The sequence below is a fragment of the Halomonas sp. LC1 genome (genome assembly GCF_030247125.1).
Taxonomy (GTDB): domain Bacteria; phylum Pseudomonadota; class Gammaproteobacteria; order Pseudomonadales; family Halomonadaceae; genus Vreelandella.
Window position 1 is genome coordinate 251,208 of record NZ_JASSPG010000005.1, and the last position, 19,824, is coordinate 271,031.

At 57.3% G+C, this 19,824-nt stretch carries 20 protein-coding genes and 1 tRNA gene; 9 read left to right on the plus strand and 12 right to left on the minus strand.

Translation table 11 applies throughout. The features are described 5' to 3' along the window. The first annotated feature begins 158 nt into the window (after nucleotides 1–158). The 4 genes from dctP (at nucleotide 159) to QIT27_RS10130 (ending at nucleotide 3,855) form a co-directional block, all read left to right on the plus strand. Entirely contained in the window at nucleotides 159–1,199 is a 1,041-nt protein-coding gene (gene dctP, locus QIT27_RS10115) for a TRAP transporter substrate-binding protein DctP (protein ID WP_285263714.1), read from the plus strand. An 84-nt stretch (nucleotides 1,200–1,283) separates the two neighbouring features. Continuing rightward, complete coding sequence (locus QIT27_RS10120) at nucleotides 1,284–1,805, plus strand: TRAP transporter small permease (protein ID WP_285263715.1); 522 nt, start codon at nucleotides 1,284–1,286, stop codon at nucleotides 1,803–1,805. Further along, nucleotides 1,802–3,079: a TRAP transporter large permease gene (locus QIT27_RS10125; protein ID WP_285263716.1), complete on the plus strand. Its 1,278-nt coding sequence runs from the start codon at nucleotides 1,802–1,804 to the stop codon at nucleotides 3,077–3,079. The genes QIT27_RS10120 and QIT27_RS10125 overlap by 4 nt, the downstream gene beginning before the upstream one ends. Nucleotides 3,080–3,129: 50 nt before the next feature. Next, nucleotides 3,130–3,855: a M15 family metallopeptidase gene (locus tag QIT27_RS10130; protein ID WP_285263717.1), complete on the plus strand. Its 726-nt coding sequence runs from the start codon at nucleotides 3,130–3,132 to the stop codon at nucleotides 3,853–3,855. Here QIT27_RS10130 and QIT27_RS10135 read toward each other — a convergent pair. Next, nucleotides 3,852–4,775, minus strand: a complete 924-nt coding sequence (locus QIT27_RS10135; protein ID WP_285263718.1) for a LysR family transcriptional regulator — start codon at nucleotides 4,773–4,775, stop codon at nucleotides 3,852–3,854. The two genes, QIT27_RS10130 and QIT27_RS10135, sit on opposite strands and share 4 nt — an antisense overlap. A 764-nt stretch (nucleotides 4,776–5,539) precedes the next feature. Further along, a tRNA-Arg gene (locus tag QIT27_RS10140) sits at nucleotides 5,540–5,616 on the minus strand. Nucleotides 5,617–5,771: 155 nt separating this feature from the next. Here QIT27_RS10140 and QIT27_RS10145 point away from each other — a divergent pair. From QIT27_RS10145 to QIT27_RS10155, 3 genes are read left to right on the plus strand one after another with little or no spacing between them, the layout of a single operon-like run. After that, entirely contained in the window at nucleotides 5,772–6,770 is a 999-nt protein-coding gene (locus QIT27_RS10145; protein WP_285263719.1) for a TRAP transporter substrate-binding protein, read from the plus strand. After that, nucleotides 6,770–7,294 carry a TRAP transporter small permease gene (locus tag QIT27_RS10150; protein ID WP_230834376.1) on the plus strand — a complete coding sequence of 175 codons (525 nt, stop codon included), beginning with the start codon at nucleotides 6,770–6,772 and terminating at the stop codon, nucleotides 7,292–7,294. The genes QIT27_RS10145 and QIT27_RS10150 overlap by 1 nt, the downstream gene beginning before the upstream one ends. After that, entirely contained in the window at nucleotides 7,291–8,550 is a 1,260-nt protein-coding gene (locus QIT27_RS10155; protein WP_285263720.1) for a TRAP transporter large permease, read from the plus strand. Before QIT27_RS10150 ends, QIT27_RS10155 begins: the two co-directional genes overlap by 4 nt. Here the strand turns inward: QIT27_RS10155 and QIT27_RS10160 are convergent. The 10 genes from QIT27_RS10160 to QIT27_RS10205 form a co-directional block, all read right to left on the minus strand. Continuing rightward, a complete protein-coding gene (locus QIT27_RS10160; RefSeq protein ID WP_285263721.1) occupies nucleotides 8,517–8,966 on the minus strand; it encodes a carboxymuconolactone decarboxylase family protein in 450 nt (149 codons plus the stop codon). The two genes, QIT27_RS10155 and QIT27_RS10160, sit on opposite strands and share 34 nt — an antisense overlap. A 3-nt stretch (nucleotides 8,967–8,969) precedes the next feature. Next, nucleotides 8,970–9,923 (minus strand): D-2-hydroxyacid dehydrogenase family protein, encoded by a 954-nt coding sequence (locus QIT27_RS10165; protein WP_285263722.1) that lies wholly within the window; start codon nucleotides 9,921–9,923, stop codon nucleotides 8,970–8,972. 99 nt (nucleotides 9,924–10,022) lie between these two features. Next, complete coding sequence (locus tag QIT27_RS10170) at nucleotides 10,023–11,807, minus strand: methyl-accepting chemotaxis protein (protein ID WP_285263723.1); 1,785 nt, start codon at nucleotides 11,805–11,807, stop codon at nucleotides 10,023–10,025. Nucleotides 11,808–12,105: 298 nt separating this feature from the next. Beyond that, on the minus strand, nucleotides 12,106–12,738 hold the full coding sequence (ureG, locus tag QIT27_RS10175; RefSeq protein WP_159343460.1) for an urease accessory protein UreG: 633 nt from the start codon (nucleotides 12,736–12,738) through the stop codon (nucleotides 12,106–12,108). Between the two features lie 26 nt (nucleotides 12,739–12,764). Next, nucleotides 12,765–13,478: an urease accessory protein UreF gene (locus tag QIT27_RS10180; RefSeq protein ID WP_285263724.1), complete on the minus strand. Its 714-nt coding sequence runs from the start codon at nucleotides 13,476–13,478 to the stop codon at nucleotides 12,765–12,767. Then, nucleotides 13,468–14,013: an urease accessory protein UreE gene (ureE, locus tag QIT27_RS10185; RefSeq protein ID WP_285263725.1), complete on the minus strand. Its 546-nt coding sequence runs from the start codon at nucleotides 14,011–14,013 to the stop codon at nucleotides 13,468–13,470. The genes QIT27_RS10180 and ureE overlap by 11 nt, the downstream gene beginning before the upstream one ends. Nucleotides 14,014–14,170: 157 nt before the next feature. Next, nucleotides 14,171–15,886, minus strand: coding sequence for an urease subunit alpha (ureC, locus tag QIT27_RS10190; protein WP_058579803.1), 1,716 nt, complete (start codon nucleotides 15,884–15,886; stop codon nucleotides 14,171–14,173). Between the two features lie 161 nt (nucleotides 15,887–16,047). Next, entirely contained in the window at nucleotides 16,048–16,356 is a 309-nt protein-coding gene (locus QIT27_RS10195; protein ID WP_285263726.1) for an urease subunit beta, read from the minus strand. 23 nt (nucleotides 16,357–16,379) lie between these two features. Then, complete coding sequence (gene ureA / locus QIT27_RS10200; protein WP_016915359.1) at nucleotides 16,380–16,682, minus strand: urease subunit gamma; 303 nt, start codon at nucleotides 16,680–16,682, stop codon at nucleotides 16,380–16,382. 33 nt (nucleotides 16,683–16,715) lie between these two features. Next, on the minus strand, nucleotides 16,716–17,600 hold the full coding sequence (locus QIT27_RS10205; protein WP_285263727.1) for an urease accessory protein UreD: 885 nt from the start codon (nucleotides 17,598–17,600) through the stop codon (nucleotides 16,716–16,718). Between the two features lie 317 nt (nucleotides 17,601–17,917). On the opposite strand from QIT27_RS10205, the gene QIT27_RS10210 reads away from it, so the two are divergent. Next, on the plus strand, nucleotides 17,918–18,328 hold the full coding sequence (locus tag QIT27_RS10210; protein ID WP_285263728.1) for a DUF2946 family protein: 411 nt from the start codon (nucleotides 17,918–17,920) through the stop codon (nucleotides 18,326–18,328). Between the two features lie 128 nt (nucleotides 18,329–18,456). Continuing rightward, nucleotides 18,457–19,821: a PepSY-associated TM helix domain-containing protein gene (locus QIT27_RS10215; RefSeq protein ID WP_285263729.1), complete on the plus strand. Its 1,365-nt coding sequence runs from the start codon at nucleotides 18,457–18,459 to the stop codon at nucleotides 19,819–19,821. Nucleotides 19,822–19,824 lie beyond the last annotated feature (3 nt).

A 19,824-nucleotide genomic window follows, 5' to 3' on the forward strand; every position in this document is an offset into this window, starting at 1 on the left:
TAGTCAACACAGCAACCTCTAGGCTGCATTGACGCTAAAAGATAAAAACTAAAAAAACCGAGTGATGCAACGCCAGTTGGCTATCGAGCCATATCACAAAAAAAGTAACTCAATGAATAGCGCCTTAGTTGGCGTTTAAGAGGCCAAAGGAGATCATAATGACACTTAACTTCTCTCGCGTTTCAATGAAAACACTTGCTGCTGCATGCCTTGCTGGTAGCGCGTTAATGGCAAGCCAAGCCATGGCGCAAACGACCATCAACCTAGGCTATAACGGCGCCCCCGATCCCGATAAAAATGCTGTACATGTGTTTGCAGAAAACCTAAAAACGCTGGTCGAAGAAAAAACCGATGGTGATATTCAACTGCGTTTATTCCCGAATAGCACCCTTGGGGAAGAGCAAGAGCGCATGGAACAAACCATGAGTTCGCCCATGTTGAACATTGCCTCGTTTGCAGGCGTATCGCCTATTGCCGATGAAATCTTCGTCAGCGCTATCCCGTTCTTGTTTGATGACTTTGAAGCTGCTCGTACGTTTTTTGATGAGGGTAGCTACTGGGAAGAAGTGGAGAACGTTGTTAAGGAGCGCGCCGGTATTGAAATGCTGGCAGTGGTAGAAGAAGGTGGCTTCCTTGCATTCACCAATGATGAAAAACCCATCTCACACCCGGATGATTTTGAAGGCTTACGCTTTCGTGCCATGGACCCAAGTCAGGTAGCGCTTTACGAATCCTTTGGCGCATCTGGTACGCCTATCCCCTGGACAGAAGTATATATGGCCCTGCGTACTGGGGTTGCTGATGGCCAAATGAACCCGCCCATGTATATCATTCTGGGTAGCCTCTATGAAGTGCAGGACTATTTGACGCTGGCCAATATCCAGTACTCCAATCAATTTTTGGTTGGCAACAGCCAAATGATGGAAAGCTGGGAGGCAGAGACCCGTAACGCCTTTATTGAAGCGGTGACAGAGGCGAACAAACAAGCGCGAGAGCATAACGAATCTCAGGTGGAAGAACGTATTGCTTACCTAGAAGAGCAAGGCATGGAAGTGATTCGCCCTTCTGAAGAAGACCTAACCGCCTTTCGAGATATTGGTCAGCCCGCCTACTTAGAGTGGCTAAAGGAGCGCGAGATCGATCAGCGCTGGATTGATATGGCGCTGGAAGATGCAGGCATGAGTGACCTGCTGAACTAAGCCTGTTCATCATTCATTGCGTTAGACAGGGCCGGATACGCCCGGCTCTGTCATCACCTTCCTTACCTAGCGGATAAGACTCTAATGCACGCGCTTCAAACTCGCATGCTGGCGATCACTCGCTCGCTTTCCCTTACGGTGGCTGCCGCTCTTTTGCTCACAAACTTGGGAGCCATTCTCTATGGCGTTTTTATGCGCTATTTCGTGGGCGGCGCACCGATATGGACCGATGAACTCTCACGTTTCCTCATCATTGGCACTGTGATGATTGCCGCAGGGGCGGTGTGGATAGAGGGCAGTCATATGCGTGTGGCATTGATAGAACGCCTACTCCCGAGACCTCTTGCGCGCCTACTCAACCTGTATCAATGGCTACTCACACTTGGTATCGCTTTAGGAGGTGCCTGGGTGAGCTACCACTATGCACAGTCAGTAGGCATGTTCACGACGTCTGGCCTAGGGGTTAGTCGCACAATACCAGTCATGTCGATGCCCATAGGGTTTACCTTGCTGGCATGGCACGTGTTCTGGTATGGCCCAGCACCATTGCCAACGCTAACCGAGCAAGGCGTTGAAGAGACTCATCCCGAGGAGCACTCCCAATGATTATGACAATGCTTGGTGTGTTTCTTATTCATGTACTCTTCGGTCTACCGCTATTTATCGCTTTATTAACCACCTCACTGGTCGGCTTTATGTTTGTCGACCCGGCCATGATCCCACGCATGATGCCGCAGCAATTTTTTGGCGGCATCAATGCCTTCTCGCTCATGGCGATTCCGCTGTTTATCCTCGCTGGTAATTTGATGAATGTGAGTGGCCTAACCGAGCGCCTCATGGGGCTCGCACGCTTACTCGTGGGACACATGCGCGGCGGAATGGGCCACGTCAACGTAGTATCGAGCGTTTTTTTTGCCGGGGTTAATGGTTCCGCTGTGGCAGATACCTCCGCCCTTGGTTCTCTATTGGTGCCCGCCATGGAAAAAGAGGGATATTCGCGCGCCTTTGCCGCTGGGCTCACGGCTGGCAGCTCACTGATCGGCCCCATTATCCCCCCTAGCATATTTATGATTCTATACGCCTCGCTTACCAACACCTCGGTGGGCGACCTTTTTCTAGCGGGGGTGATTCCTGGCCTACTGCTAGGTGTGGCGTTTATGGGAATGAATGCCTGGTACGCCTGGAAAAAGCGCATGCCCAAAAGCGGCCAGTTGCCTAGCGCAAAAGCCCTGGGCATCGCCACTGTAGTAGCACTACCCGCCTTAATTGCCCCGGTGATTATTGTGGCAGGCATTGTGCTGGGCGTGGTCACACCTACCGAGTCCGGCGCACTTACGGCTCTTTATGTAGCCATGTGCGGCGTTATGCTAGGCGGCTTAAAGTTCACCCAATGCTGGCAAGCCATCAAAGACACCGCTCGCCTTACTTCTGCCATTTTTCTAATTATGGCGGCCTCGGCCACCATTAGCTGGCTACTCTCCTACGCACAGGTGCCGCAGCAGTTTGTCTCTCTGCTAGCCCCTTATGCCGAAAGCCCGATCATCATCCTCTTGCTGCTCAGCGCCATTACCTTCGTGACCGGCATGTTTATGGAAGAAGTCTCGGCGCTAATGCTACTTACCCCAATTTTTGCACCGGTTGCCATGATGGCAGGCATCGATCCCGTTCACCTGGGGGTGATTATTACGCTCAACATCACCATCGCACTCATTACACCACCTATGGGTGCCTGCGTGTTTGTAGCAGCAGCGGTGAGCCGTATAGAAATAGTCTCGCTCTTTAAGACCATCTGGCCCTTTGTACTCACTGCTATTGCGGTATTACTGCTACTGATTTTCTTCCCGTCCCTAACACTCGTACTACCCCGAATTCTTGGATAATGATGATGCCCACTGCTTCTATAAACTCAGTCACCTCGGTCTTAGCACCTGTGCCCAGTTTGCCTTCGCCCGAGTGGCCAACCGTTAGCCGCATCGCCATTCAAGAGTGTCATGAGCGCCTGCTGCCCATGAGTTTAGCGCCTTCGCCCATCATGGTGTTTCCTGCCTACCAGCGGCTAGGAATTCCAGGGGCAATCCCAGAGTGTTTTGTGCGCGAAGGGGTGTATCTAGCCTTATTAGCGGCGGCAAGAAGTTTGCCCGAAGGAATTAATCTACTGGTTCTAGATGGCTGGCGGCCGTGGCGCGTACAGCAATACTTGTTCGATACGCTGCATGAAGCGATTAAACATCGTCACCCCAACGCTACCGAAGATGAGCTATTAAATCGTACACGTGAGTTTGTGTCGCTGCCCAGCCGTGACCCCTGCGCGCCAAGTCCTCACCTCACGGGCGGCGCAGTAGATGTCACTCTATGCAATGCTGACGGTATACCACTCGATATGGGTACGTTGTTTGATGAAGCGATCCCTGCCTCACATACCGACCACTTTGAGCAACTCATTGAACTGACGCCCGCCCAGCAACACGCGAGAGACAACCGCCGCTTGCTTTACCATGCGATGCATCAACAAGGCTTCACCAACCTACCTAGCGAGTGGTGGCACTTCGATTTTGGCGATCAGCTTTGGGCTCACTACGGAGGGCATAGCACAGCCTGCTATGGCCCTGCTGAATTAGACACCATTGAAAACCGCTGGCGGCGACAAATCGGCTAACAAAGCCGGGGCGCATCCGCAGAGAAAAAGCGCATACCGGTTCGTAAATGCTCTACGCACGTGGTGGCGGCAACCGTGAGCTGGCGGCCTTCTAAACTCACAATCTGCGCCCTGGCTCCGCTCATTACTGGGTAGGCCATGGGCAACGCCACAATCTCCCCACGGCTTATCTCATCAGCGACGGTTAGCTCGGGCATGAACGTGATACCAATGCCCGAGCGCACAAAATTCTTCAATACGGCCACGGAGTTAGTGTGCAAACGTGCATCCAAGTAGCGGCGCTCCTGGTGAGCCACCATGTTGACCATCTGACGCATCCCAAAAGGGTTATCCATTAACGCCAACGGCCACTGTTCGATATCGCTCAAAGCCGCTGGTCGAACCAAGTCGCTTAGCTCATGCCCCGGGGGCACAATAAGATCTAGCGGCTGAAGGGTTTCCACATGGCAATGAATTTGAGGGTCAACCGGAGGGGCATATAACAATGCGAGATCTACCTCCATTTCCTTGACCAGCGTCATCGCCTCGTTCACACCCGCCATACGGATTTCTACATTTATGCCGGCAAAGCGCGACATGAATGCCCCCAAGGGCGCTGCAATTAAATCGGCAATAAAGCCTTCCCCTACGGCAATTCGAACCTCGCCACGGGCCATTTCCTGAATCGCCATGAGCTGTGAAAGTACCGCTTCTTCTGATAGGCGCTGGGTATGGTAATGCTGAATTAGCAACCTGCCTGCTTCTGTCGCACGCATGCCACTACCGTGACGTTCGCACAACATAACGCCCAGCTCCTCTTCCAGCCCCTTCAGTTGGCGGCTAATGGCCGACGCATCCACATTAATATGCGCCGCCGCACGCCGAAGAGAACCCCGGCGCACTACCTCATTGAGATAAGCCAATGCTCGTTGGCTAAGCATGAATAAATATTCTCCCAAATGAACTCACCAGCCATAGGAAGCATTGCCGTGCTTCAGGATATTTTTACCCAATGACCATGGTCATTCACTATCCTGCCGAAGTGAGAAAGCATTACGTTTGAAGGTATAGGGTCTAGTGCTCAGAGCAATATGCCACTATCAGTGTGACTACCTCCAACTTCTATCCTCCCCATTCCTCTATGGTTTAGGCATGCTTCACCCAAGCCTGAAAAAATGCCTAGCAAGCCTGCCAAGCAAGACCACCTGTGCTTTTGGGACTCGCCTCCAGCAATAGAAATTGAACGATACACTGTAGCAGGATGAGCCCATTACCATCACATGACCAACCAACATCCAGATCTGATGGAAGTATAAGTACCATAAACAATCACAATAGATTTATTGCGACAGCTTGCAATATCAAGCCGACAAGAGCACAAACAACGAAGCCATATTAGACACGTTTTTTAGTGTTAACTACCTTGAATATTGGAAAGCGTTTCACTATCGCTCGCTTTCTGAACTCAACGTACAACTAAAAGAAAGGGGGTTAAAATGGCGGTTAAACACACTCCAACAAACGAAGTACATAAAGGCACTAAAGGCGGCAAGACAGGGTGTGGGTTCGATACCCGCGAACATGCCACTCACTGGGTAGCCACGTCAGAACGCATTACCTGTGCGAAAAACGGCTGCAAAAACTAAGACGAACGCTCAAAAACCAAAAAGCCCACGATCAACATCGCGGGCTTTTTAAGAAATTCTGGCGCGCCCGGCAGGAATTGAACCTGCGACCTTCGGCTTCGGAGGCCGACACTCTATCCAACTGAGCTACGGGCGCTTTGGGTGCGTATCGTACCCGTGTGGGCGGGCTGTGTCTAGCGGCGGGGCGGTTTTAGGCCGCCTTGTGATTGACCGTTTTCCCTGCGGTGGTGCATGCTCTGGGGGCAATTTTGCACCTCTTAACCACCCTTGGTTCGATTGGGAACATAATAAATGAAAACATTTGCACGTAGTACGCTGGCACTGGGCATCTCACTGGCGCTGGTTAGCGCCGCGAACGCCAACGATTTTGCGGATATGGACCCGGTCACGCTGCGTTTGGCCCACGTGGTCAACGAGCAGGATGGCTTCCATATTGCTGCCACCAAGTTTGAAGAGCTGGTGGAAGAGCGCACTGATGGCAAAGTGAATATCGAGATCTTCCCCAACGCCTCGCTGGGCGATGAGCGCACGCTGCTGGAAGGCATGCAGATTGGCACCGTAGATATGGGCGTGATCACCAACGGGCCGGTGGCCAACTTTGTGGAAGAGATGGCGGTGTTTGAACTGCCGTTCCTGTTCCCCTCCCCGGAAGCCGCTTATAGCGTGCTGGATGGCCCCATCGGCCAGGAGCTACTGGATAAGCTGGCAGACGTGAACCTGAAAGGCTTGGCTTACGCTGAGCGCGGTTTCCGTAACCTGACCAACAGCGAGCGGGCGGTGAATTCCCCAGAAGATCTGGATGGTCTACGTATTCGCGTAATGGAAAACCCGGTGTACACCGATACCTTCCGCGAGCTGGGTGCCAACGCGATTCCGATGGCGTGGACCGAAGCGCTCACCGCCATGCAGCAGGGCACCATCGACGGCCAGGAAAACCCGGTGAACGTGATTCACTCGTTCAAGCTGGATGAAACCCAGAACTATATGACGCTCTCTCGCCACACCTATGCGCCGGCGATTTTTGTGATGGGTATGCCCGCCTGGAACCAGCTCCCCGAAGCCGCCCAAGCGGTATTGGAAGAAGCCGCCCAGGAAGCCGCCGAGCATGAGCGCCAGGTGAACGCGGATATGGAAGCCGAGCAGCTGGCAGCACTGCGCGAAGCAGGCATGGAAATTAACGACACCCCGAATATGGAAGCCTTCCAAGCCGCCGTTGCGCCGGTGTACGAGAAGTACGGCGAGCAGTTCGGTGATTACCTGCCGCGTATCCAGGAGGCGCTGCAACAGTGATGTCGTTTGCACAGCCTCTTTTGACGCTGCTGCAACGCATTGAACGCGGGCTGGATGCCATCATCCAGCCCGTGGTGTTTGCGGGCATGGCGGCTTTAATTGGCGTAATCACGCTACAGATCGTTTCGCGGGTGCTGTTCAGCGCCGTGGGCTGGACCGAAGAGGTCGCGCGGTTTCTGCTGGTGTGGATCACCTTTTTAGCGGGTACGCTGGCGTTTCAGCGCGGGCGGCATATTGCCGTCACCTTTGCAGTAGATGCCCTGCCACTGCCGCTGCGTAAGCTGGCCAGGCTCGCGGCGCTGGCGATTGTGGTGGCGTTTATGATCACGCTGATCGTGATTGGCTACCGCTATATGCAGGTGCAGAGCTTCCAGAAATCCGCCTCGCTGCGGCTCTCGATGACGTATGTGTATGCGGTGATGCCGCTCGCGGCGGGCATCATGGCATGGTACGCCCTGGTGGATATGGTCGAGGTACTGGTGAACGGTGAACCCACGGCAGCCGACCAGGAGGAGCCGCTATGACGCTGGTACTCTTTGGGCTGTTCTTCCTATTTATGCTGCTGGGCGTGCCGATTGCCTTCGCGATTGGGGCCAGCTCGCTCTACGCGCTGTACCAATCCGGCGTGCCGTTGATGGTGGTCACCCAGCAGATGTTCCAGGGCATTAACTCCTTTGCTCTGGTGGCTATTCCAATGTTTATCCTGGCCGGGGATTTAATGGCTCAGGGTAAAGTCAGCGAGCGGCTGGTGAGCTTTGCCGATTCCCTGGTGGGCTTTATGCGCGGCGGGCTGTCGGTGGTTTCGGTAATGGCGGGCATGTTCTTTGCGGCCATTTCCGGCTCTGGTGCGGCCACGACGGCGGCGGTGGGTTCTAGTTTAGTGCCAGAGCTTAAGCGCAAAGGCTACGACCCCGCCTCAGCCGCCAGCCTGATTGCCGCCAGCGGCACCATTGGCGTGGTGATTCCCCCGTCGGTGCCGATGATTATCTACGCGGTGATTGCCCAGCAATCGGTCTCCCAGCTGTTCTTGAACGGCTTTTTGCCGGGGCTGGCGATGGGTATAGCACTCATGGCCATTGCAATTACCCAGGCGTATAAACGCAAGTACCCGAAAGGTACGCCGCTCTCGTTGGCCACTATTTGGCGCACGTTAAAAGCGGCCAGCTGGGGGCTGATGACGCCGGTGATTATTCTGGGGGGGATCTTTTCGGGGATTTTCACGCCGTCGGAAGCCGCCGTGGTGGCGGTGAACTACGCGCTGCTGGTGTCGCTGTTTGTGTATCGGGACCTAACCCTGCCCCAGGTGTATAAGCTGCTGATTCGCTCGGCGATGACCACGGCGGTGATTATGCTGGTGATTGCTATGTCGGCGGTGCTGAGCTGGACGCTCTCAAGCTGGCAGGTGCCCGGCGCGATTGCCCAGGCGGTACTGTCGCTCTCCACCAACCCCTACGTGATTATGCTGCTGGTGGTGGCGGTGATCCTGCTGACCGGGGTGTTTATCGAAACGGCCAGCGCTTTGATCATTCTGACCCCGGTGCTGCTGCCGCTGGTGCTGCAGCTGGGCATCGACCCGATCCACTTCGGGCTGATCATCGTGGTGGGGCTATCGATTGGCATGATTACCCCACCCGTCGCCATCAACTTGTACGTGGCATCGTCCGTTACCCAACTGCCGCTTGAGCGGATTACCCGCGCCATTATCCCTTACCTACTAGGGCTGATTGGCGTGCTGCTACTGGTAGTTTACGTGCCCATACTGCTGGGCTGGTCAGGCTGACGCGCCGCGTTAATCACCTCGCGGGCCGTGCGTAGCCCATCTATCGCGGCAGGGAAGCCGCAATAGGGCACGCACTGCAGCAGCACCTCGCGGATTTGCTCTTCGCTACAGCCGTTATTCAGCGCCCCACGTACGTGTACTTTGAGTTCGTGGGGTCTGTTCAAGGCCACCAGCATGGCAATGTTAATCAGGCTGCGAGTGTGCCGCTCTAGGCCAGGACGGTTCCAGATATCGTTCCAGCACTGTTGCGTCACTAGCTCCTGCATTGGCCAGCCAAACTCGTCGGCTTGGGCCAGCGCGGCGTCGACGTACTCATCCCCTAACACTTCGCGGCGGGTGGCTAACCCATCGGGGTTGAGCGCATCCCGCTTGCTCTGCAAAGAGCGCTCTGCTGAAGCATCACTGTTTGACGTCATGACTTAGCTCTCCTCTGCCAAGTTACGCCCTGGCGTGCCGGCATCAAACGCCAGCACGTTATCGAACGCATCGCCAAAGTAGAGCTCGTAGCTGTCTTTCTCCACGTAGCCCAGGTGCGGCGTGGCCAAGAAGTTGGGCAGCGCCAGCAGTGTATGCTCGATCACTGGCTCTTCATCGAATACGTCCACAGCGGCCATGCCGGGCCGCCCGGCTTTTAGTGCAGCCTCTAACGCGCCCGCCTCCACTAACGGCGCGCGGCTGGTATTTACCAGCACGGCCGTGGGCTTCATGCTGGCCAAATTCGCCGCTGTGACGATGCCGCGGGTTTCCGGGTTTAAGCGCAGGTGCAGGCTCAGCACGTCACTGCGCTCGAAAAACTCCTCTTGCGAAACCGCGACCTCTAGCCCTGCCGCTGCGGCCCGCTGGCGGGTGCCTTCGCGGCCCCATACCAGTACGTTCATTTCAAACGCTTGGCCGTAGCGGGCCACTAACTGGCCTATTTTTCCATAGCCAAATACGCCCAGCGTGCGCCCTTTCAGGCCGGTGCCCAGGGTGCGCTGCCAGCGGCCTGCCTTGAGGTTTTCCACCTCTTCAGGAATGCGCCGCATGGCAGAGAGCACCAGCCCCCAGGTCAGCTCGGCCGCCGCATAGGGCGAGCCAGTGCCTGCCAGTACCACCACGCCGTGCTCGCGGCAGGCGGCCATGTCCACATGCGCCGCGCCGCCACCGGTTTGGCTGATCAGCTTGAGCTTAGGCAGCCGCGCCAGCAACAACGCGGTAATTGGCGTGCGCTCACGAATCAGCACCAGCGCATCGGCGTCTTTGAAGCGTTCAACCAACTCGTCTTCATCGCTCACGGTGTCGGTGTAAATCGTGACCTGGTGCCCCGCCAGCTTGGCGAAGGCATCGAGTTCACGCACGCAGTCCTGGTAATCATCGGGGATGACAATATGCATCAAAGCGGCTCCTTGCTTAGTGAGCATTCAAAAAAGGGCTTACCGATTGGTAAGCCCTCCGTACAAGATCGCTGAGTGGCGGAAACGCCAGCTTAACGCTTAAAACTCTTCCCAGTCCTCTTCGCTGCCTTTGGCAAGCGCTGGTTTGGAGGAGAGCGTCGGGCGTTTGAGCTCTGGCTGGGGCTTGGCGCTGCTGGCAGGCAAGGCTTGCCGTGCGGCGCTGGCCGATGAGCGCGATGACGTTTGCGGGCCATCCTCGCCAAGCACAAACGAGTTGATCAGCTCGTTCAGATGCTCGGCATGACGGCGCATATCCGCTGCGGCGGTGGTGGACTCTTGCACCATGGCCGCGTTCTGCTGCGTCATGGTGTCCATTTCGGCCACGGCGGTGTTGATCTGCCCAATACCGCTGCTCTGCTCCTTGGCGCCGGCGCTGATTTCACCGATCACATCGGTGACCTTCGATACGCTTTCCACGATTTCACGCATGGTGGCGCCCGCATTGCGTACCAGCTCCGCGCCGGTGTGGGTATGCTGCACGGACGCATCGATCAGCGCGCGGATCTCTTTCGACGCGTTGCTGGAACGGCTCGCCAGCGTGCGAACTTCCTGCGCCACGACCGCAAACCCACGGCCATGTTCGCCCGCGCGGGCGGCTTCGACCGATGCATTCAGCGCCAGGATATTGGTTTGGAAAGCAATCGCATCGATCATCGTAATGATTTCACTGATGCGGGTGGCGGAATCGTTGATATCGCGCATGGTGCTTTCCACCTGCCCCATGGCCTCTTCGCCCTGGTGGGCCACTTCGGCGGTGGACTGCACCAGCTTGTTGGCCTGCTGGGCATTGTCGGCACTGTGGTTCACGGTGGAGGTAATCTCCTCCATGGAGGCCGATGTCTCTTGCAGATTGGCCGCCGCCTGCTCGGTGCGAGTAGCCAGCTCCTCGGAGCTACGCGAGATTTCACCAGCGGAGTGATAAACGCTGACCGTGCTGCGGCGTACGTCGCGCAGGGTATCCTGCATGCGGCTGACAAAGGCGTTGAACTGCACAGCCAAGTTGCCCACTTCGTCGTTGCTCTCGACCGAGAGACGGCGGGTCAGGTCGCCACGGCCTTGGGCAATGTCGCCCATGGCATCGGCCGTGCGCTTGATCGGGCCGACGATACGGCGCACCACGCCAAACGTCACCAGCGCAACCACGACGAACAGGATCGCTGCAAGCAGGGTCGCAAACATGATCGCGTCCCGCAGGTCGGCATTGGCCGCCGCTTCCAGCTCCGCCAGCGCCTCATCGACATCCGTGACGTAAACGCCAGCGCCCAGCATCCAGCCCCATTTCTCTAAGCGGTCCACATAGGAGTGCTTGGGCTGTGGCTCGTCGGTACCGGGATACTCCCAGGGATACTCGTAAAAGCCGCCGCCATCCTGGGCAATTTGAATCATGTCGCGGATCAGATAGTCGCCGTCGGGCGTCTGCAGATCGATGAGGTTGGTGCCCTGACGATCAGGCGAGTGCGGCAAGACGATATTGGTACCGTCATACTCGTACACGAAAATGTAGTTATTGCCCTCAAAGCGCATGGCCCGCAACATTTCCGCTGCTTGCGCCTTGGCATCGGCGTCATTGGCACCCGCCCGATCATAAATAGGCGCGATGGCGGTCGTCGCCATCTGAACGATATCGCGTACGGAGTTGCGGCGCTCTTCGATCAGCATCTCACGCTGTTCGGCAAGCGTATCGTTGGTATCTCCTATCCGGTCGTAGGCTTTGTAGGCCACTAAGACCAGGGTCACCAATAACAGTGGAATCAGAATCAGCATCAGCACCTTCGTTTGAAGGCTGAGGCCACGTTGTTGCTTCGTCTCGGAGAGGCTTGCCATTGTGTATCTTCCGGTTAAGTCATGGTTATATTATTGAATTTTTATGTGTTTATTATCGACTTAACGTACTTCAACTTTAACCCTCTTCCGCGATTTTCTTCTTTATAAGCAGCAAATTAAGGCACGAACGCGATTTTCATAACATACGTTAAGGTTTTCAGCCGCTTATCAGTTCACTGTAGCGATGTGGTGGCCAGGGACGGCCCGTTTTGGCACGACGCCAACCACAAAACAACGCTGCCCAGCGCCGGACTCACCGGGGCTGGGCAGCTTTTTTATGCGCAAAAACCGCTGGGGGCTATGCGGTGGCCGCCTGCGGGCGACGCTCGTCCAGCATGCCTTTATCGAGAATGAAGCGGATGATCTCTTCAAGCCCCACGCCATCGTAGAGATTGGTGAACACGAACGGGCGCTCACCGCGCATCTTTTTCGAGTCGCGCTCCATCACCTCCAGTGAGGCGTGAACCTGCTCGGCAATGTCGATTTTGTTGATAATCAGCAGGTCGGATTTGGTGATGCCGGGGCCGCCTTTGCGGGGAATTTTGTCGCCTGCCGACACGTCGATCACATAAAGCGTCAGATCAGAAAGCTCGGGGCTAAACGTGGCCGAGAGGTTGTCACCGCCGGACTCTACAAGCACCAGTTCAAGCTTCGGATGACGGGCGTGTAGCTCGTCAATTGCCGCTAGGTTCATGGAGGCATCTTCACGAATCGCTGTGTGCGGGCAGCCGCCGGTTTCAACACCCAAGATGCGATCCGCTGGCAGCGCATCGTGCTTGAGCAGGAAATCGGCGTCTTCGCGGGTATAGATATCGTTGGTGACAACAGCAATGTCATAGTGGTCCCGCAGCGCGGTACAGAGCTGCTTGAGCAGGGCGGTTTTACCTGAACCGACCGGGCCACCCACGCCAACGCGTAAACAGTGAGTCATGATTTTCTCCTAAATAACAACGCTCGTTAGCTTCTAAACAAGCGGGAATATTGGGTTTCGTGTAGGGCGCTGGCCAGCGCGACGCCGGGAAGCGCGGGGCCAATTTCGTCATCGTCTAGCCGCTGAGCCTTCTCGACGGCATTCACCAGCTCGCCACGTAACTGTTCGATAATGCGCTGGGCAGCAGTGTGGCCCAGCGGCAGCGCTTTACAGGCCACCGCCAGCTGGTTTTCCAGCCACGCCCAGCTAAAGCCGAGCTGCGCTTGACGCACAGGGATGCCGCGCTGGTAAGCCGCCCAGGCAAATAGGGTCACATAGCCTGCCTGCACCGGTAGCAAGGGCGTGAGTGAGTCTTCACTGGGCAGCCCTTCATGTTTGGGTAACAGGTCGAGACTGCCCAGTAGCCGCTTCAGCGATGCGCCCAGGCGGCTGTCTTCAGCGGCCAGTTCCGCGGTTTCACGGGTGGCGGCCAGCCAGTCGTCCCACTCTGCCACCGCAGCGCCATCCTGCTCCTCGAAAGCGCGATATAGCCGCTCGATCAGCGGCAGTTCACAGCAGCTTATGCCATCTTCCAGCACGCCGGATAGCCAATGAGAGAGGCTTGGCTCATCACTCACCCAGCCTAGTTCAAAGGCGCTCTCTAGCCCTTGGGAAAAGGCAAAGGCCCCAATGGGCAGCGCGGGGCTGACGAGCTGCATCAGGCCTAGCAGGGCGAGGTCTGAGGGCTGTTCAGTGTGCATGGTGGTGCTCATGCGCGTGGTCGTGGTCGTGGTCGTGGTCGTGGGAATGAGTGTGGCTATGACCGTGCGAATGGCCGTGCGAATGCCCACCGCCCACTTGGTTGTAGGCTCCCGGTTCGGGGTCGAAGGTGGCGTTGTGGTGCTCAAGCGTGGCACCCAGCAGCTCGGCCAGCTCTTCGAGGACATGGTCGGGTGGGAAGCGTACCCAGCCTCCTTTCGAATCTTCACCCAGCGCGAGCTGCACATGGCGGTTGCCGAGGTGGTAAGCAAGCCGTGCCAGGGGTAAGCCAGTACTCACTCGCGCGGTCACCACGGGTTCGATCGCGGCGCAAATGCGCACGATCTCGCCGTTTTCGGCTTTTAGGCCTTCACCATCGCGCAGTACGGGGCCGCGATCCAGAAACAGCCCCAGCGGCTGGCCACTGTCGCTCTCGGCTTTTAAACGGCCGCGAATGCGTAGCTCGAAGGGCAGTGTCAGCGTGTCGCTGGCGGTGCCCTCATCTATGGGGCCGAGGCGTTCAATCAGTTTCAACATCGATATCGTCCTGGTATAGCCTTTGAGGCTCGCCGGGAGCAGCCCTACGAGAGGGCGCTGTGAATACGTCCCTGTACGCTACTTTTGCCATCCATGGCAAAAGACCCTCTCTACGGGCTGCTCCCGGCTCTCGTGTCACGTGGGGTATACCCTACATTCAAAACAAGTGATACCGCTGCGCCAGCGGTAGCTCGGTCGCGGGTTCGCAGGTGAGCAGTTCGCCGTCGCAGCGCACTTCGTAGGTTTGCGGGTCGACGGTGAGTTCTGGGCAGGCATCGTTGAGCTTCATATCTTTTTTACGCACGCCGCGCACGTTTTTACAGGCGGAAAGCGTGCTTTGTAAGCCAAGGCGCTCTTTGATGCCTGCGTCAATCGCCGCTTGGCTGACAAAGTTGAGCCGGGTCTGGCTGGCGGCGCGGCCAAAGGTGCCGAACATGGGGCGGTAGTGCACCGGCTGCGGCGTGGGAATCGAGGCGTTGGGGTCGCCCATGGGCGCACCGGCAATCATGCCGCCTTTCAGAATCAGCGCGGGTTTGACGCCAAAGAAAGCAGGCTTCCACAGCACCAAATCCGCCAGCTTGCCGACTTCAATCGAGCCGACTTCATGGGCAATGCCGTGGGTAATGGCGGGGTTAATGGTGTACTTGGCGATATAGCGTTTAGCACGCAGGTTATCGGCCCCCAGCGCTTCATCTTCCGGCAACAGGCCGCGCTGCACTTTCATTTTGTGGGCGGTTTGCCAGGTGCGGCAGACCACTTCACCCACGCGGCCCATGGCCTGGGAGTCGGAGGCGATCATCGAGATCACACCTAGGTCGTGCAAAATATCCTCGGCGGCGATGGTTTCGCGGCGAATGCGTGAATCCGCAAAGGCGACATCTTCGGGGATATTGGGGTCCAGGTGGTGGCAGACCATGAGCATGTCGAGATGCTCGTCGATGGTGTTCACCGTATAGGGCCGCGTGGGGTTGGTGGAGGACGGCAGCACGTACTCTTTGGAGCAGGCGGTGAGGATATCCGGGGCGTGGCCGCCGCCTGCGCCTTCGGTATGGTAGGTGTGAATGCCACGCTCTTTAAACGCCGCTAGGGTGTCTTCCACGAAGCCGGATTCGTTGAGCGTATCGGTGTGGATGGCGATCTGCACATCGTACTTTTCCGCCACGCTTAAGCAGGTATCAATCGAGGCGGGGGTGGTGCCCCAGTCTTCATGCAGCTTGAGACCCATCGCGCCCGCTTCCAACTGCGCTTCGAGCCCTTCCGGCAGGCTGGCGTTGCCTTTGCCGAGCAGGCCGATGTTCATTGGCAAGTCGTCCACCGCTTGAAGCATTTTGCCAATGTGCCACTCGCCGGGGGTGCAGGTGGTGGCGTTGGAGCCAGTGGCGGGGCCGGTGCCGCCGCCGAGCATGGTGGTGACACCGCTCATCAGCGCTTCTTCCACCTGCTGGGGGCAGATGAAGTGGATGTGGGCGTCGATGCCACCTGCGGTGAGGATTTTGCCTTCACCGGCAATCACTTCGGTGCCGGGGCCAATCACGATTTCCACATCGGGCTGGGTATCGGGGTTGCCTGCTTTACCAATGGCGGCGATGCGGCCGTTTTGCAGCCCCACATCGGCTTTGACGATGCCCCACCAGTCTAAAATCAGCGCGTTGGTGATCACGGTGTCCATCACCGTGGCATCCTGGCGCTGACTTTGGCCCATGCCATCGCGGATGACTTTGCCGCCGCCGAACTTTACTTCTTCACCGTAGTGGGTGGCGTCTTTTTCGACTTGAATCCACAGCTCGGTGTCGCCCAGGCGCACGCGGTCGCCTACGGTGGGGCCGTACATATCGGCGTAGGCTTGCCGACTGATCTTGTTTACCGGTTTCATATTTGCCTCTGCCTCAAGCGTTGAGTCCAGTGCTGGGCGGCCATCGTCTGTGTGACACGCTGTGAATACATCCTTGTACGCTTGACTGCGCCATCCATGGCGCAGACAGTCACCCAGCCGATGCCCGCCCTACCGTCGGTTGTTCTTTATTAATCCGTTGGCTAATCGAGCGGCCCCATCACATCGCCACGGAAGCCGTAGATTTCCCGCTTGCCGACAAACGGAATCAGCGTGACTTCGCGGGTTTGGCCGGGCTCGAAGCGGATGGCGGTGCCGGCAGCGACGTCCAGGCGGTAACCCCAGGTTTTATCGCGGTCAAACACCAGCGCGGGGTTGGCTTCGGCAAAGTGGTAGTGGGAGCCAAGCTGAATGGGGCGGTCGCCGGTGTTGGCCACCTCCACGGTGATACGCTCGCGACCCGCGCACAGCTCGATATCACCCTCTTGTAACTGATACTGTCCTGGAATCATGGCGCTCTCCTAACGGTGGATGATTAGTTGATCGGCGTGTGAACGGTGACCAGCTTGGTGCCGTCGGGGAAGGTGGCTTCCACCTGCACTTCATCGACCATCTCCGCCACGCCTTCCATCACGTCGTCTCGGGTGAGGATTTCGCGGCCGTAGCTCATTAAATCCGCCACGCTGCGGCCATCTCGCGCACCTTCCATAATCTCAAAGCTGATCAGCGCTACCGCTTCGGGGTAGTTCAGTTTTAAACCACGCGCTTTGCGGCGCTCGGCAAGCTGGGCGGCGGTAAACAGCATCAGCTTGTCTTTGTCTCGTGGGGTCAGTTCCATGGAGTGTCTCCAGCGTTATCAGCGTGTTGCCAATTAAGTTAGCCAAATGCGCGGCGTATGCGCTTCGCGCTCGATCCAGCGCGGCCGAAGCAGGTGCCAGGCCTGTTCACACAGCGCCCAGGCTTCGTTACGGGATGTGCCTAGATAGCGCATCAGCAGTACGCCGTGGCGCACGGTTACCGCCCAGCGGGGGTTATCCGGCAGCGCTTCGCGCAGTGCTTCAATAGCCGCAGCGGCATCGTCAATACCCACCGCCCAGAGCGTGGCCTGCACCGTGGCGCCGCCCTGCCCCCAGCGGCCCGCAAAGCGTGGGTGCGCGGGGTCCAGCGGCTGGCGTTCAAGCCACAGCGGCTTGCCATCTAGGGTTAAGCGAAAGTGCTGTTCGATGCGCCCCGTGACATAGGGCAGATCGCTGGCCGGGCGTCCGAGCGCCATCACTTCCCAGCCTAGGCAGCGGGCATTACCCTGCAGCACAATATGGGTGCGCTGAGTACCCTTTGAGCCGTTAAACGCGATGGTTTCCTGGGGCAGCCACTCTAAGGCGCCGCCCTCTTCTACCGTCAGCTCGGTGTGCTGTGTCCAGGCCACGCCTTGGCTGTCGGCTTTGTAGAGCTTATTGGCAGCGGGTGTGGTGAGCAGCGCATGGGCTCCGCGCTCGATATGAGCACGGATGGTCAGCGCATCGCCGCTCACGAGCCCGCCGGGCGGGTGCAATACGTAAACGTGGCACGCTTCCTGGCTGCCTTCTGGGTAGAAGGGGCGCTGTACCCGTAACGGACCTTGGTGGCGCGCTTGCACTAACCGGGTCACGCCATCGCGGTTGGCAAAACGCAGGGCCAGCGAGGCGGCCCAGCGGCGCTCGGCGTCAAAGCGGTGGCCGGAACCAGCAGCGGGTGGGGCAAGTTCGCTCAACATCATGGGGCGCTGTCGCTTCCTTGTGGATAAATCATTACCTTACAAATGCAAGGAGTGCGCCAAAATGGTGAAAGTGCGATTCAGGCAGCGCCAAAACGCTTTTATAGCCTGAAGCGGCTCCCTTTATGCTGTTCAATCAGGGCAAAAAGCACCATAAACGAGCAAAAATACCTTCAAACGCACCAAATAAGTGCGGATACAGCACCCTCTTTCGCGGCAATACACCACAGCGTTAATCGCAGGCATCGGGTACTTTGCATCGGTATGACGCTGTAAACTGCTTAGCCGTCATTCAGGCAGCTCACAAAGCGTAGTTTGAGATGCGACCTTTCCGCTCAGCCAACTCTTTTTGGTATCGCACAGCGCTCTATTTAGCGTTCGTGGCGATCTACCTGCTCTTTGCTGGGCCGCTGTTCTCTCAATTGCAGTCTCAATGGCAGGCATTAGACCACTCTTCAGAACATGCACACGGACATGATGCCGCGTCGCATGAAACATCGGCGGGTCCGTCAGCTCATCACGATGACCCGCTGCATCACTGGTATCACCCGTGTGACTATTGCGGTATATGGCAAAAAACGCCTACCGCCCCTCTCCATTTACCCGCCATTGGCAGCGTGGCCTTTATCACACGTACGCCGCTGCCAGCGGCCTTTGCCCAGCGCGCTGCTGCGGTACAAGCCTACCCCCACGCCTATCCTCGCGCTCCGCCCTCGTTAAAGGTCATTTAACTCAAAGGGTTTACCTAACTGGCCAGCTAAAAACGGGCTTGGCTGGCAAATAAATATTGCGTCTTGAACGCCGTGTGAGCGCCGCTACGTGAGGGCAACACGGTGCTTTAAGCGCTTGGAGCGTGTGCATGACGACAATGAGTTCCACACAGACAACGCGCAAAGCGTCGCTTGATCTGTATCGCGCCGTTTGGCGCTGGCATTTTTATGCAGGCCTATTAGTCCTGCCTTTTTTAATCACGCTCTCGCTGACCGGGGCGCTCTATTTATTCGATGACGAGCTGGATGCGCTGATTCATTCAGATCTCAAGCGCGTGGAAGTTCAGCAGACCACCCAGCCTGCCGCCTCACTCGTTAGCTCGGCACTGCAGGATTACCCCGGCACGGCGGTGACATACACCTCGCCCGCCACCCCGGGAAGCTCAGCGGAAGTGACCGTTAACTCACTAACCGGCGAACGGCTGGCCGTGTACGTCAATCCCTATACGGCTGAGGTGCTTGGTTCGTTGGATGACCGGGGCACGGTGATGTGGACCGTTCGCTACCTGCATAGCTTCAAGTTCTTCGGGCAAACCCCGCGCAAGCTGATTGAGATTGCCGCGGGCTGGTCGATTTTATTGGTCGCCACCGGCATTTATCTCTGGTGGCCGCGCAACGGTAGGGGCGGCGTGGTGAGCGTGCGCGGCAAACCCAAAAGCCGAGTGTTCTGGCGCGACCTGCACGCGGTGCTGGGTATTTTTATTGGTGGGTTTATCGTGTTTCTGGCCATTACCGGCATGCCGTGGTCGGGCGTTTGGGGCGCACAGGTGAACGAGTGGGCCAACGGCAATAACTTTGGCTACCCGGCTGGCGTTCGGGTGGACGTGCCGATGTCCAACGCCTATTTAAGCGACCAGGGCAGCACCAGCTGGTCGCTGGAGCAGGCGCGAGTGCCTGAATCCATACAGCCTGCCGTGCCTGCCCCGCGCATTGGGTTGAACAACGCCGTGGCTCAGTTAGAAGCGCTGGGCCTGCAGCAGGGCTACAGCGTCAATCTGCCCAACACGGCTGCCGGGGTGTATACCGGTTCGATTTATCCCGATCACTTAACCCAGCAGCGGGTGATTCACCTTGATCAATATAGCGGTGAGCCGCTGCTCGATATGAGCTATGCCGACTATGGCCCGCTAGGCCGCTGGCTGGAGTTTGGGATTAACGTTCACTTGGGGCAGGAGTTTGGGCTTATCAATCAGCTCTTCCTGCTGGCGGTATGCATCGCCATCATCGTGATGTGCGTGGCCGCAGGCGTGATGTGGTGGAAGCGTCGCCCATCAGGTGCCATGGGCGTGCCGCCCTTGCCCACCGATAAACGCGTATTTCGTGGGCTGATCGCCCTTCTCGTGATTGGCGGCGTGCTGTTTCCGCTCGTTGGGGCGTCTTTGATCGTGATGCTGATCATCGACTGGCTGATCGTGCGACCACTTCAGGAACGCCGCCCCGCTCGCCAAGGCTAACAG

Bases quoted from the DNA above. Each gene is read 5' to 3' on its own strand.
- QIT27_RS10180 (WP_285263724.1), bottom strand. From the start codon at position 13,478: ATGCACACTGAACAGCCCTCAGACCTCGCCCTGCTAGGCCTGATGCAG.
- dctP (WP_285263714.1), top strand. From the start codon at position 159: ATGACACTTAACTTCTCTCGCGTTTCAATGAAAACACTTGCTGCTGCA.
- QIT27_RS10145 (WP_285263719.1), top strand. From the start codon at position 5,772: ATGAAAACATTTGCACGTAGTACGCTGGCACTGGGCATCTCACTGGCG.
- QIT27_RS10120 (WP_285263715.1), top strand. From the start codon at position 1,284: ATGCACGCGCTTCAAACTCGCATGCTGGCGATCACTCGCTCGCTTTCC.
- QIT27_RS10160 (WP_285263721.1), bottom strand. From the start codon at position 8,966: ATGACGTCAAACAGTGATGCTTCAGCAGAGCGCTCTTTGCAGAGCAAG.
- QIT27_RS10155 (WP_285263720.1), top strand. From the start codon at position 7,291: ATGACGCTGGTACTCTTTGGGCTGTTCTTCCTATTTATGCTGCTGGGC.
- QIT27_RS10165 (WP_285263722.1), bottom strand. From the start codon at position 9,923: ATGCATATTGTCATCCCCGATGATTACCAGGACTGCGTGCGTGAACTC.
- ureG (WP_159343460.1), bottom strand. From the start codon at position 12,738: ATGACTCACTGTTTACGCGTTGGCGTGGGTGGCCCGGTCGGTTCAGGT.
- QIT27_RS10150 (WP_230834376.1), top strand. From the start codon at position 6,770: ATGTCGTTTGCACAGCCTCTTTTGACGCTGCTGCAACGCATTGAACGC.
- ureE (WP_285263725.1), bottom strand. From the start codon at position 14,013: ATGTTGAAACTGATTGAACGCCTCGGCCCCATAGATGAGGGCACCGCC.
- QIT27_RS10125 (WP_285263716.1), top strand. From the start codon at position 1,802: ATGATTATGACAATGCTTGGTGTGTTTCTTATTCATGTACTCTTCGGT.
- QIT27_RS10170 (WP_285263723.1), bottom strand. From the start codon at position 11,807: ATGGCAAGCCTCTCCGAGACGAAGCAACAACGTGGCCTCAGCCTTCAA.
- QIT27_RS10135 (WP_285263718.1), bottom strand. From the start codon at position 4,775: ATGCTTAGCCAACGAGCATTGGCTTATCTCAATGAGGTAGTGCGCCGG.
- QIT27_RS10210 (WP_285263728.1), top strand. From the start codon at position 17,918: ATGCGACCTTTCCGCTCAGCCAACTCTTTTTGGTATCGCACAGCGCTC.
- QIT27_RS10215 (WP_285263729.1), top strand. From the start codon at position 18,457: ATGACGACAATGAGTTCCACACAGACAACGCGCAAAGCGTCGCTTGAT.
- ureC (WP_058579803.1), bottom strand. From the start codon at position 15,886: ATGAAACCGGTAAACAAGATCAGTCGGCAAGCCTACGCCGATATGTAC.
- ureA (WP_016915359.1), bottom strand. From the start codon at position 16,682: ATGGAACTGACCCCACGAGACAAAGACAAGCTGATGCTGTTTACCGCC.
- QIT27_RS10205 (WP_285263727.1), bottom strand. From the start codon at position 17,600: ATGATGTTGAGCGAACTTGCCCCACCCGCTGCTGGTTCCGGCCACCGC.
- QIT27_RS10195 (WP_285263726.1), bottom strand. From the start codon at position 16,356: ATGATTCCAGGACAGTATCAGTTACAAGAGGGTGATATCGAGCTGTGC.